Annotated in this window: 6 protein-coding genes; 5 read left to right on the top strand and 1 reads right to left on the bottom strand. The window is 59.9% G+C overall.

Going from position 1 to position 13970, the window contains the following annotated elements:
• Positions 1-276 precede the first annotated feature (276 nt).
• The gene (gene glnE, locus ACA044_RS02535) at positions 277-3216 is read right to left on the bottom strand and encodes a bifunctional [glutamate--ammonia ligase]-adenylyl-L-tyrosine phosphorylase/[glutamate--ammonia-ligase] adenylyltransferase (RefSeq protein WP_497445020.1); all 2940 of its coding nucleotides are present in this window, start codon (positions 3214-3216) and stop codon (positions 277-279) included.
• A 384-nt stretch (positions 3217-3600) separates the two neighbouring features.
• Between glnE and aceE the strand changes: the two genes are divergently transcribed.
• From aceE to msrA, 5 genes are all read left to right on the top strand, one after another.
• The gene (aceE, locus tag ACA044_RS02530) at positions 3601-6246 is read left to right on the top strand and encodes a pyruvate dehydrogenase (acetyl-transferring), homodimeric type (protein WP_497445019.1); all 2646 of its coding nucleotides are present in this window, start codon (positions 3601-3603) and stop codon (positions 6244-6246) included.
• An 11-nt stretch (positions 6247-6257) separates the two neighbouring features.
• Positions 6258-8210, top strand: a complete 1953-nt coding sequence (gene aceF, locus ACA044_RS02525; protein WP_497445018.1) for a dihydrolipoyllysine-residue acetyltransferase — start codon at positions 6258-6260, stop codon at positions 8208-8210.
• Between the two features lie 479 nt (positions 8211-8689).
• Positions 8690-10087 carry an alkaline phosphatase D family protein gene (locus tag ACA044_RS02520; protein WP_497445017.1) on the top strand — a complete coding sequence of 466 codons (1398 nt, stop codon included), beginning with the start codon at positions 8690-8692 and terminating at the stop codon, positions 10085-10087.
• Between the two features lie 267 nt (positions 10088-10354).
• Positions 10355-13048 carry a sensor domain-containing phosphodiesterase gene (locus tag ACA044_RS02515; RefSeq protein ID WP_497445016.1) on the top strand — a complete coding sequence of 898 codons (2694 nt, stop codon included), beginning with the start codon at positions 10355-10357 and terminating at the stop codon, positions 13046-13048.
• Positions 13049-13279: 231 nt separating this feature from the next.
• Positions 13280-13927, top strand: a complete 648-nt coding sequence (gene msrA / locus ACA044_RS02510) for a peptide-methionine (S)-S-oxide reductase MsrA (protein WP_497445015.1) — start codon at positions 13280-13282, stop codon at positions 13925-13927.
• The last annotated feature ends 43 nt before the right edge of the window (positions 13928-13970 follow it).

Below are 13970 nucleotides of genomic sequence, written 5' to 3'. Positions count from 1 at the left end.
CCCGCCTCGAGAATCCAGCACCTGCGGGGTGAACCGTCAGGTCATTTGGACGAGCCGATCAGGGCTCGTCGGATCAATTTAATACACATTCATGTCAATCAGCATAAACCTCTGTGGCGAGGGAGCTTGCTCCCGCTGGGCTGCGCAGCAGCCCCAAAACTTGCCACCACATTCTCATCTGACAGACCGCACAAGCTGATTTGGGAGCGCTTCGCACTCCAGCGGGAGCAAGCTCCCTCGCCACAAAAGCCCGCTCCCACATTTGAATCTCGTCGATCAGCTTAACCCCAGCTCGCGCCAGATTCGCATTACCTGCCGTCGTTCATCCGCAAACTGGTCGCCCGGTATCACGCCGGCGTCCTTCTGCAAGGCCTCCCGGTGAGCAGCGGAGCGATAGGCTTTATAGGCCTCACGCAACAGGCTGGCATCTTCGGCAGGCATCAGCCCGACCTCCTCCAACCCTTCCAGAATGCGGATATTGTCGGTATAGCGCAGCAATGACGGATGCGCTTCAGACCACGCCAGAGCCGCGTATTGCACCATAAATTCAATATCGACGATACCTCCGGCGTCCTGCTTGAGATCGAACGGCGCCGTGGCCTCGAAGGCATTTGCCGCGGTGCCCGCAGTGGTGCTCTTGCTGCCCAGATTATCGCGCATCTTGGCGCGCATCTCGCTGACCTCCTGGCGCAAGGTCGACAGGTCCCGCGGTTTGGCCAACACCGCCGCGCGAACCTTCTCGAACGCCTGGCCGACATTCTGACTGCCCACCAGCACCCGCGCCCGTACCAGCGCCTGATGCTCCCAGGTCCAGGCTTCGTTTTCCTGATACCGGGCAAATGCCCCCAGGGAACTCACCAGCAAACCGGACGCACCGGACGGCCGCAGGCGCATGTCTACTTCATACAGCTGACCGGAGTTGGTCTGGGCCGTCAGCAAGTGAATGATTCGCTGCCCCAGCCGGGTGAAGAACTGTGCGCCGTCGATGGGTTTCGGGCCGTCGGTTTCCGCTTGCGGATCCGCGTCATGAATGAACACCAGGTCCAGGTCCGAACTGTGCCCCAGCTCCAGACCGCCGACTTTCCCGTAACCGACAATGATGAAACCCGGATCGCACAAGGTGCCATCGGTGCACAGTGGCGTACCGTACTTGGCCACAGTCTGGCGCCAGGCCAGAGCCAGCACCTGTTCGAGGATCGCTTCGGCGAGCCAGGTCAGGTAATCACTGACCTTCATCAATGGCAGGCTGCCGGCGATTTCCGAGGCGGCAACGCGCAAGCGGTGCGCCAGTTTGAAATGCCGCAGAGCTTCCATTTGTTGTTCGAGGTCGTCTTCGGGGATCCGCGTCAACCGCTCACGCAATTCGGCGGCCAGTTCCGGCGCCAGCGGAGGCTTGAACAACCGGCCCTCGTTGAGCAATTCGTCGAGCAGCAATGGGAAGCGAGTGATCTGCTCGGCAATCCACGGGCTCGCAGCACACAGCGTCAGCAAGCGGCGCAGGGCGCCGGGGTTCTCGGTCAACAACACCAGATAAGCGGAACGACGCGCCACGGCTTCCACCAGCGGCAGCACCCGCTCCAGCACCAGATCGGGGTTGGCATGTTCCACGGCCTGAGCCAACAAGCGCGGAATAAAAGCATCGAGGCGCTCACGCCCCAAGCGCTGCATGGCGCGCAATTGCGGGCTGCCGCGCAGGCTGGCCAAGGCTTTCAGCGCCTTGGTGGCATCGGCGAAACCGCCCTCTTCCAGCTGACGGCACGCAGCCCCTTCATCCTGAGCCTCTTCCCACAGCGGCAGCCATTCCCCGCCGACCACCACTTCGCTCTCGGTGCCTTGCTCTTCATCCGGATCGGCGATCACCTGACCGAAGTGCCAGGCCACCCGGCCACGCCAGTACATCAGTTGTTCGTGGAACGCCGTCCAATTGACAAACCCGAGCATAAAGGCAATGCGCGCCTGATCCTGCGGGCTATCCGGCAGCATCTGGGTCTGGCGGTCGGCAATCGCCTGGATCGCGTGTTCGGTGTAACGCAGGAATTCGTAACCTTCGCGCAATTCGCTGACCACCGCCGCCGGCAAGTAACCCTGACCTTCCAGGGTGCTCAGTACTTTTAATAGAGGACGTTGCTGCAGGCTCAGATCGCGGCCACCGTGAATCAGCTGGAAGGCCTGGGCGATAAATTCGACTTCGCGGATACCGCCGGAGCCGAGCTTGATGTTGTCGGCCATGCCCTTGCGCCGGACTTCCTGCTGGATCAGCTGCTTCATGGTGCGCAGCGCTTCGATGGCCGAGAAGTCCAGGTAACGCCGGTAAACGAACGGTCGCAGCATGTCGAGCAACTGGGCGCCGGCCACCTGATCGCCGGCCACCACTCGCGCCTTGATCATCGCGTAGCGCTCCCAGTCACGGCCCTGATCCTGGTAATACTGCTCCAGCGCATTGAAACTCAGCACCAGCGCGCCGGACGAACCGTAAGGGCGCAAGCGCATATCGACGCGGAACACGAAACCGTCGACGGTCATCGGGTCCAGGGCCTTGATCAGGCGCTGGCCGAGGCGAATGAAAAACTCCTGGTTATCCAGCGACCGTTTCACGCCGACGGTTTCGCCGCCCTCGGGGTAGGCGAAGATCAGGTCGATGTCCGACGACAGGTTCAGCTCCACGGCGCCGAGCTTGCCCATGCCAAGGATGACCATCTGCTGCGGCGCACCGCTGCGCCGCCCGGTAGGCGTGCCGAACTGCTGGCAATGCCGCTGATACAACCACTGATAGGCCTGATCGATGCTGGCATCGGCCATGTCCGAGAGGTCGCGACAGCTCTGGATCAGATCGGCCTGGCGGGTCAGGTCGCGCCAGATGATCCGCACTTGCTGGCGGGTACGCTGGCGACGCAGGGCACGGCCAAGTTGGTCGTCGGTTTCGGCTGCGTTCACCGCCGTCGCAATCTGTGCGCACAACTCGCCCGGCGCAAAGGCGCGGTCCAGTTCACCTGACTGCACCAGCTCCAACAACATCAAAGGGTCACGCAGACTCTGTTCAATGACAAAATCGCTGGCAGCGGTGACGCGGGCAAATTGCGCCCAGTGCTCAGGCGTCCAGGTGGACAGGCCATGATCGTGGGGAAAAACCGAGACGGCCGTACGGAACGACTGCTCGGCACGGGTGACCAATGGCAGGAGAACATCGGGCAGTTCGGCAAGCGAAGGCAGGCTCATGGTCTATCCTTGATCGGCGTGCGAAAGGCTGCATGTAGTGATTCGTGAAAACACGCTACCTGACTGAGTGTCGAACAAAGGTTAGAAATAGCTGAAATTTCTTTATTTTTGGCAGCGATCATCAAGCTCTCACCTTTTCTGGTTGGCAAAAGACCAACCTTAACGATTATTCTCACAACGCAGCCGGAGGCTACAAGCCAATCATCTGTAGTTTTACTACTCGTCTATACATTCGAAAGGCTGAAATGCCCGAAGATTTGTAGTAAAACTACACGCCGCCGGAACAACCTATCGGCAATCCAAGAATTTATAATCGTCTGCCCACAAGGCCAGTCGCAAACTCAGGCAACCGATTCTGGAAGCCTTTCCGCCCTGGAGCAAGCCATGCAAGACCTCGATCCCGTCGAAACCCAGGAATGGCTGGACGCCCTGGAATCGGTTCTCGACAAAGAAGGCGAAGACCGTGCTCACTATCTGATGACCCGTATGGGCGAACTCGCGACCCGTAGCGGCTCGCAGCTCCCTTACGCCATCACCACGCCATACCGCAACACGATCCCCGTCACCCACGAAGCACGCATGCCTGGCGACCTGTTCATGGAACGCCGCATTCGCTCGTTGGTACGCTGGAACGCGATGGCCATGGTTATGCGCACGAACCTGAAAGATTCTGACCTGGGCGGTCACATCTCCAGCTTCGCCTCCAGTGCAACTCTGTATGACATCGGCTTCAACTACTTCTTCCAGGCCCCGAGCGACGAACACGGCGGCGACCTGATCTACTTCCAGGGCCACACCTCGCCAGGCGTTTACGCCCGCGCGTTCATGGAAGGCCGCATCACCGAAGACCAGATGAACAACTTCCGCCAGGAAGTGGACGGTCAGGGCCTGTCGTCCTACCCGCACCCATGGCTGATGCCTGATTTCTGGCAGTTCCCGACCGTATCCATGGGTCTGGGCCCGATCCAGGCGATCTACCAGGCACGCTTCATGAAGTACCTGGAAGCCCGTGGTTTCATCCCTGAAGGCAAGCAAAAAGTCTGGTGTTTCCTGGGCGACGGCGAGTGCGACGAGCCGGAATCCCTGGGTGCCATCTCGCTGGCTGGCCGCGAGAAGCTGGACAACCTGATCTTCGTCATTAACTGCAACCTGCAGCGCCTTGATGGCCCGGTTCGCGGCAACGGCAAGATCATCCAGGAACTCGAAGGCGTGTTCCGCGGTGCTCAGTGGAACGTGACCAAAGTCATCTGGGGCCGTTTCTGGGACCCACTGCTGGCCAAAGACGTCGACGGCATCCTGCAACGCCGCATGGACGAAGTCATCGACGGCGAGTACCAGAACTACAAAGCCAAAGACGGCGCGTTCGTGCGTGAACACTTCTTCAACTCGCCAGAACTCAAGGCGATGGTTGCAGACTTGTCCGACGACGAGATCTGGAAACTCAACCGTGGCGGCCACGACCCGTACAAGGTCTACGCGGCGTACCACGAAGCGGTCAACCACAAAGAACAACCGACCGTCATCCTGGCCAAAACCATCAAGGGTTATGGCACCGGTGCCGGCGAAGCGAAAAACACTGCGCACAACACCAAGAAAGTCGATGTCGACAGCCTGAAGTTGTTCCGCGATCGCTTCGACATTCCGGTCAAAGACGACGAACTGGAAAACCTGCCGTTCTTCAAGCCAGAGCCAAACAGCGCCGAAGCCCGCTACCTGAGCGAGCGCCGCACTGCACTGGGCGGTTTCGTGCCGCAGCGCCGCGCGCAAAGCTTCAGCGTTCCGACCCCATCGCTGGATACCCTCAAGGCTATCCTCGACGGTTCGGGCGACCGTGAAATCTCCACCACCATGGCCTTCGTGCGGATCCTCGCGCAACTGGTCAAGGACAAGGAAATCGGCCCGCGCATCGTCCCGATCATCCCGGACGAAGCCCGTACCTTCGGTATGGAAGGCATGTTCCGTCAGTTGGGCATCTACTCGTCCGTCGGCCAGCTCTACGAGCCAGTCGATAAAGACCAGGTGATGTTCTACAAAGAAGACAAGAAGGGCCAGATCCTCGAAGAAGGCATCAACGAAGCGGGCGCCATGAGCTCCTTCATCGCTGCCGGTACTTCGTACTCCAGCCACAACCAGCCAATGCTGCCGTTCTACATCTTCTACTCGATGTTCGGCTTCCAGCGTATCGGCGACCTGGCCTGGGCCGCTGGCGACAGCCGCACCCGTGGCTTCCTGATCGGCGGTACCGCAGGCAGAACCACGCTGAACGGCGAAGGCCTGCAACACGAAGACGGTCACAGCCACATCCTGGCTGCCACCATCCCGAACTGCCGCACCTTTGATCCAACCTACGGCTACGAGCTGGCGGTGATCATTCAGGACGGCATGAAGAAGATGACCGAAGAGCAGCAGGACGTTTTCTACTACATCACCGTGATGAACGAGTCCTACCAGCAACCAGCCATGCCGGCCGGTGTCGAGGAAGGCATCATCAAGGGCATGTACCTGCTCGAGGAAGACACCCGCGAAGCGGCGCACCACGTTCAGCTGATGGGCTCCGGCACCATCCTGCGTGAAGTCCGTGAAGCGGCGAAGATCCTGCGTGAAGAGTTCAACGTCGGCGCTGACGTGTGGAGCGTTACCAGCTTCAACGAACTGCGTCGCGATGGCCTGGCCGTCGAGCGCAGCAACCGTCTGCACCCGGGCCAGAAGCCTAAACTGAGCTACGTCGAAGAGTGCCTGAACGGCCGTAAAGGTCCGGTCATCGCGTCTACCGACTACATGAAGCTGTTCGCTGAACAAATTCGTCAGTGGGTCCCGTCCAAGGAATTCAAAGTCCTGGGCACCGATGGTTTCGGCCGCAGTGACAGCCGCAAGAAGCTGCGTCACTTCTTTGAAGTCGACCGTCATTTCGTGGTGTTGGCAGCCCTGGAAGCCTTGGCTGACCGTGGTGACATCGAACCTAAAGTGGTGGCTGAAGCCATCGCCAAGTTCGGTATCAACCCGGAAAAACGCAACCCACTGGACTGCTGAGGAGACACTCTGTGAGCGAACTCATTCGCGTACCTGACATCGGCAGCGGTGAAGGTGAAGTAATTGAACTGTTTGTGAAGGTCGGCGACCGTATCGAAGCCGACCAGAGCATCCTGACACTTGAGTCGGACAAGGCGAGCATGGAAGTGCCTGCGCCGAAGGCCGGCATCATCAAGAGTTTGAAAGTGAAGCTGGGCGATCGCCTGAAAGAAGGCGACGAACTGCTGGAACTGGAAGTCGAAGGTGCCGCAGCTGCGGCCCCTGCAGCTGCCGCTGCGCCAGCCGCCAAGGCTGAAGCTGCGCCTGCTCCTGCTGCCGCGAAAGCGCCAGCTGCTCCAGCCGCAGCACCTGCTGCTGCCAGCGTTCAGCAAGTGCACGTGCCGGACATCGGTTCGGCGGGCAAGGCCCAGATCATCGAGATCCAGGTCAAGGTCGGCGACACCGTCGCGGCTGATCAGTCGCTGATCACCCTGGAATCCGACAAGGCCAGCATGGAAATTCCATCGCCTGCCGCTGGCGTGGTCAAGGCCATCAGCGTCAAGCTCAATGACGAAGTCGGCACCGGCGACCTGATTCTGGACCTGGAAGTGGCGGGTGCTGCTGCACCGGCCGCGGCCGCGCCAGCCCAGGCCGCTGCCGCTGCTCCGGCGCCAGCCGCTGCGGCTCCGGCGGCTCCAGTTGCCGACACCGTTCAGGACATTCACGTCCCGGACATCGGTTCGGCGGGCAAGGCCAAGATCATCGAAGTGCTGGTCAAGGCTGGCGACACCGTCACCGCCGACCAGTCGCTGATCACCCTGGAATCCGACAAGGCGAGCATGGAAATTCCATCGCCTGCCGCCGGCGTGGTGGAAAGCGTTTCCATCAAGCTGGATGACGAAGTCGGTACCGGCGACCTGATCCTGAAGCTGAAAGTCAAAGGCGCTGCGCCTGCTGCGGCTCCGGCTCCGGCGCCAGCCGCTGCTGCACCTGCTGCTTCTGCTCCAGCCGCCGCACCTGCTGCTCCGGCACCTTCCGCACCTGCGGCTGCACCGGCCAAGCCGGGCGCCAAGGTTCACGCAGGCCCTGCGGTGCGCCAACTGGCCCGTGAATTCGGCGTCGAGCTGAGCGCGGTCAGCCCAAGCGGCCCGCACGGTCGCGTGCTGAAAGAAGACGTGCAGGTTTACGTCAAAGCCATGATGCAGAAGGCCAAGGAAGCACCGGCCGCTGGCGGCGCAACCGGCGGCGCGGGCATCCCGCCGATTCCGGTCGTGGACTTCAGCCGCTTCGGCGAAATCGAAGAAGTGCCGATGACTCGCCTGATGCAAATCGGCGCGTCGAGCCTGCATCGCAGCTGGCTGAACATTCCTCACGTGACTCAGTTCGATTCGGCTGATATCACCGAGCTGGAAGCGTTCCGTATTGCTCAGAAAGCCGTTGCAGAGAAGGCTGGCGTCAAGCTGACCATCCTGCCGCTGCTGCTCAAATCCTGCGCGCACCTGCTCAAGGAACTGCCGGACTTCAACAGTTCGCTGGCGCCAAGCGGCAAGGCGATCATTCGCAAGAAGTACGTGAACATCGGCTTCGCGGTCGACACCCCTGAAGGCCTGCTGGTACCGGTCATCAAGAACGTCGACCAGAAGAGCCTGTTGCAACTGGCAGCCGAAGCCGCTGTGCTGGCCGCCAAGGCCCGCGACAAAAAGCTCACCGCTGACGACATGCAAGGCGCCTGCTTCACCATTTCCAGCCTCGGCCACATTGGCGGCACCGGCTTCACGCCTATCGTCAACGCGCCGGAAGTGGCGATCCTCGGTGTTTCCAAGGCAACCATCCAGCCAGTCTGGGACGGCAAAGCCTTCCAGCCGAAGCTGATGCTGCCGCTGTCGCTGTCCTACGATCACCGTGTGATCAACGGCGCCGCTGCTGCACGCTTCACCAAGCGTCTGAGCGACCTGCTGGCGGACATCCGCACCATCCTGCTGTAACACCGGCCGGCCCTCCTTCACCGGAGGGCCTGTCGCGTTCCATGTTTTCCGAGCGCCACGCTCGTACCTCAACCCCGCCAATTTGGCGGGGCTTTTTTTGCCCTGAAGAAAGCCCTCCGCGTTTCAGCATTCTATGTAGCAGCTGCCGAAGGCTGCGTTCGGCTGTAGCAGCTGTCGAGCTTGCGAGGCTGCGTTCGGCTGCGCAGCAGTCGTCAAACCATAACTTGGACTCACGGCTGCTACGCAGCCGAACGCAGCCTTCGGCAGCTGCTACAGATCGCATTACGGCTGAACTGACTGGAATTGGGCCCTTCTCCGAGTTTTATTCCTACATCCAAGGCTTACGCTGCCTACAACTCAAGTCCACTTCCGCCCGATATTTTTCGCGAGCCAATAACTAGTCTTAGTTACGAGGATTCCTAATAGAAACTTCGAAAACTTAACTTGCTTAGTTAGCATTAATTCGAACGGATTCGAACATGTTCAAACCGACTGTCGGCCCTATCATTGGCCACACCACAACTAACCATGCCCGTATTTTCTTGCGCGGAGCATTACAGGACAATGCCTTGGTATTTGCAGGCATCCGTTATCGACGCACTGGCGAGGAACACTGGTCCAAAGGCCTGTTTGCAAAACTGACCATCGTGCGTGATATGTCTGATGTGATTGCACTCAACGATCTTGCCAGCGATACCGACTATGAATACCAGGCCGGCTGGTTCAGCCCCATGAGCCCGGTGCATACCGTGGAGACGGTTCAGGAACTGCCGCTGCAATGGCCGCGGGAGCTCTACCGTTTTCGCACGCAATCCAGCAAAACCACCCAGCCTCGGGCCTATGTGGTCGGCTCATGTCGCTACCTGCGACTGACCGCCGGCATTGCGTCGGCCCCGCATTTGGGCGACCGGATTTTTGCCTCGATCACCCGCCTGGCGGAACACGCCGAGCCGCCCATCAGCGCCATGCTGATGACCGGCGACCAAATCTACGTCGATGACCTGAATCTCGTGGCCCCTGACCGGGAATACAAGGACATCCTCAGCAAGTACCGCACGGCCTTTTCGCAACCTCATATATCGAAGTTAATGTCCGGCACGCCGACTTACATGATCCTCGACGACCATGAAATTGAGGACAACTGGCCCGCCAATAAAAGCAAGAGCGATACTTACTTATACAGAAACGCCATGGCGGCGTATGAGCTATATCAAGTCAGTCACAGCCCCGTACATGAGCTTCTTGCCAACGGGCAAGTAAACAGAACGCAGCTGCCGCACTATTGGTATCAATTCACCGATGGCGATATCGAATGGTTTATTACCGACAGCCGAACCCGACGCAATCTGTCGGCCAACGACCGGCGCATCCTTAACGAAGAACAGGAACAGGCGCTGCTCAAATGGCTGATCAACAGCCCTGCCCGGGTCAAATTCGTGGTCACCAGCGTCATGTTCTACCCCGACCGCAAACTTCACGGCGATGACGCCTGGAAAGCCTTCCCGGAACAACGGCTACGGTTGCTGGAGACGATTCGCACGCGCGGCATCAAGAATGTCTTCATCATTTCCGGCGATGTCCACGGCTCCCTGACCAGTCGTCTGACCCACAGCGAGAATCCGGATTTCGAAGTTCACACCATCGTGTCTTCACCACTGTGCAACAGCAAACTGCTGCCGTACGCCAAGGCATCCACCTTCATCCTCGATCAAGCCTTGGCTCGAACAGCCGCGGGAGACTATCGGCATGAGCTGACCAGCCACGTGATCAGCCAGGACAATTTTGCCCACCTGATCGTTGAGGCCGAGCAAATTCGCGTCAGTTATCACGACCGGGAGGGTAAACAGATACAGTCGACAAGCATCAAGTTGCGTTGACCCCGAAAAACATCGCAGCCTTCGGCAGCTCCACAGGGTGTATGCCATACCTTTGCAGGAGCTGTCGAAGGCCGCGATCTTTTCGGCCGAATACACTACTTTTGACGCCTCGCTGGAGAATTCTTCTCGCCTGCCGACATATTCTTATAGCACTTGGCCTTCATCTCTCTTGTCAGTCGGTGCCGCAATGATGCAACCTTGCCGCAGGCAACAGTAAAGAGGGCGAGAGCCCGGCGCGATCAGCATATTCGAAGCGAGTTTCCCTCCATGAAAAGCCAACCCGATGCCGCCAGCCGTATGGTGGCCGAGGTAGTGACGCAGTTGCCTGTGCCCTCGCGGCTCGGCATGCTGCGTTTCGAACGGCTGAATGAACCGAGCTGGGCGCTGCTGTTTCTCGACCCCAATTGCGAACGACAGTTTGGCCTGCCGGCCGTGGAGCTCTGTGCCCTGGTCGGCTCGCCCTATGCCAGCCTGATGGAGCCCGAAGCGCGCTATCAACTGCACGACACAATCCAGCAGCAACTTAGCGCAAGCCCGCACTACCTGATCCGCTACACCTTGCACACCGCTGCAGGCGTACTGAGCCTGCTGGAACTGGGCGAAGCTTACAAACAACACAATCGACACCTGCTGCGCGGCTACCTGATGGTAGTAGACGGCCTGTTCATCAATGAACCGCTGTTGTCAGCGCTGGACCTGGAAACCCAGAACTCACGCCTGCAGATCGCCCTGGAACTCAATCAACGCGCACAGCAGGAACAACTACAGCACCTGGACCGGGTGCGCGCCCAGCAGGACCTGATTCTGCTGCTGACCCGCCAGCGCTACAGCACCAACAATTCCCTGCAAGAAGCCGCCGAGCTGATCACCCGCAGTGCCTGCGATATCTATGAAGTCGACTGCGCCAGCCTGTGGAACCTCGAGGGTTCGCTACTGTCGCCAATCTCGGCCTATCACCGCGCCATCCGGGATCACCAACTGCCAGAGCCGATCGACGTCAGTAGTTTTCCCGATTACCTCGACGCCTTGCACACCGGCCGCGCCATCGATGCCCATAACGCCATGCGTGACCCGCGCACCCGGCACATGGCCGAGAGCCTGCGCCCCCGCGACATCAACGCCATGCTCGACGCCAGCATCCGTATCGATGGCCAAGTAGTCGGCGTGCTCTGCCTGGAGCAGATAGGTGCGACCCGCGCCTGGCAGTCGGACGAAATCGCCTTTGCCGGCGAGCTGGCGGATCAGTTCGCCCAAGTCATCAACAACCACAACCGCCGCATCGCCACTAGCGCCCTGCACCTGTTTCAGCGTGCGGTGGAGCAAAGCGCCAACGCCTTTCTGCTGGTCAATTGCGACGGCGTGGTGGAGTACGTCAACCCAAGCTTCACCGCAATCACCCAGTACACCACCGAAGAAGTCCACGGCCAGCGGCTGTCGGAACTGCCGGCACTGGAAAACCTCAGCGAACTGCTGTTCGACGCGCCGTCGGCGCTGGCCAAGAGCAACAGCTGGCAAGGCGAGTTCAAGAGCCGGCGCAAAAACCTTGAACCGTACTGGGGCCAGTTGTCGATCTCCAAGGTCTACGGCGACAACCGTGAACTGACCCACTACATCGGCATCTACGAAGACATCACCCACACCAAGCTCGCCCAACAGCGTATCGAGCGCCTGGCTTACACCGATAACCTGACCAACCTCGGCAACCGCCCGGCGTTCATTCGCAACCTCGACGAACGCTTCGCCCGAGACAGCGATACACCGATCAGCCTGCTGCTGGTGGACATCGACAACTTCAAGCGGATCAACGACAGCCTCGGCCACCAGACCGGCGACAAACTGCTGATCAGCCTGGCCCGGCGCCTGCGCAATAGCCTGAGCCCGAGCGGAAGCCTGGCGCGCTTTGCCAGTAACGAATTCGCCGTATTGCTCGACAGCACCGACCTCTCGGTTGGGCAGCAAGTCGCCAACCAATTGCTGGCAACGCTTGATAAACCGATGTTCGTCGACAACCAGTTGATCAGCGTCACCGGCTCCGTCGGCCTGGCCTGCGCACCGCTGCACGGCCGCGACCCACAGACGCTGATGCGCAACGCCGGCCTGGCGCTGCACAAGGCCAAGGCCAACGGCAAACACCAGGTGCAGGTGTTCACCGAAGCGCTGAACGCCGAGGCCAGCTACAAACTGTTCGTTGAAAACAACCTGCGCCGCGCCCTGACCCAGAACGAGCTGGACGTGTTCTACCAACCCAAGCTGTGCCTGCGCAGCGGCCGCTTGCTGGGCATGGAAGCGCTGCTGCGCTGGAACCATCCGGAAAAAGGCATGATCCGCCCGGACCAGTTCATCAGCGTCGCCGAAGAAACCGGGCTGATCATCCCGATCGGCAAATGGATCGCCCGCCAGGCCTGCCGCATGAGCAAAGACCTGACCGCCGCCGGCCTGGGCAACCTGCAAGTGGCGATCAACCTCTCGCCCAAGCAGTTCTCCGACCCGGACCTCGTTGCTTCCATCGCCAACATCCTCAAGGAAGAAGCGCTGCCGGCGAACCTGCTGGAGTTGGAACTGACCGAAGGCCTGCTGCTGGAAGCCACCGAAGACACGCACCTGCAACTCGACCAGCTCAAGCGTCTGGGCCTGACCCTGGCGATGGACGACTTCGGCACCGGTTACTCGTCGCTCAGTTACCTGAAAAAATTCCCGATCGACATCATCAAGATCGATCGAAGCTTCATCCATGAAATCCCGGACAACCAGGACGACATGGAAATCACCTCCGCGGTGATCGCCATGGCCCACAACCTGAAACTCAAGGTCGTGGCCGAAGGCATCGAGACGGCCGAGCAGCTGGCCTTCCTGCGCCGCCACCGCTGCGACGTCGGCCAGGGCTACCTGTTCGACCGACCGATCCCGGGTTCCGAGCTGATCGAAAAGCTCAAACGCTACCCGCGCGGCCCACTCGCCTGACTGAGCCCCCCTGTGGGAGCGAGCCTGTGGCGAGGGGGCTTGCCCCCGTTGGGCTGCGAAGCAACCCCAAAATCTCTGATGTACCAAAGATCTTGTGAGTGCTACGCACTCAAACGGGGGCAAGCCCCCTCGCCACAGGCTCGCTCCCACAGAGGTAGTGCGTAACTGGACGGCATTGGGCAAACTGACGGTCTGACTACCTACATCTCAACCTGACTGAGAGGACTGATCATGGTTCTGCGCTCGGAAATTCTGGTGAACAAAAACGTGCTCCCGACTAAAGAACAAGCCCTGCCTGGCCGCGAAACCCCGATGACCGTGCCGGAAAAACACTTCGTCCACGACGCCCCGCTGCTGGGCCCGTTTGCGATGGACGTGGATTTCGCGATCTTCGGCCTGGGCTGCTTCTGGGGCGCGGAACGCAAGTTCTGGCAGCGTGAAGGCGTGGTCAGTACGGCGGTGGGTTACGCCGGCGGCTTTACGCCGAACCCGACGTATGAAGAAGTCTGCTCGGGCCTGACCGGCCACAGCGAAGTGGTATTGGTGGTCTACGAGCCGGCAAAAGTCAGCTTTGATGCGCTGCTGAAGATGTTCTGGGAACTGCACAACCCGACGCAAGGCATGCGCCAGGGCAATGACATCGGCACCCAGTACCGTTCGGTGATCTACGCCACCAACCCGACTCAACTGGCCGCAGCCAAGCACAGCGAGCAAGTATTCCAGGCCGAGTTGACCAAGGCTGGCAAAGGCACCATCACCACCGAAATCGAAGAAGCCCCGACGTTCTACTTCGCCGAGGCTTACCACCAGCAATACCTGGCGAAAAACCCTGAAGGGTATTGCGGGATTGGCGGTACAGGCGTGACTTGCCCGATCTGACTTTCGGGCCCTGAAAAGCTTCGCGGGCAAGCCTCGCTCCTAC

The organism is Pseudomonas sp. LBUM1673 (genome assembly GCF_059695645.1).
Note: the sequence above shows the minus strand (reverse complement) of the source record. Positions and strands in the feature narration are given on the sequence as shown.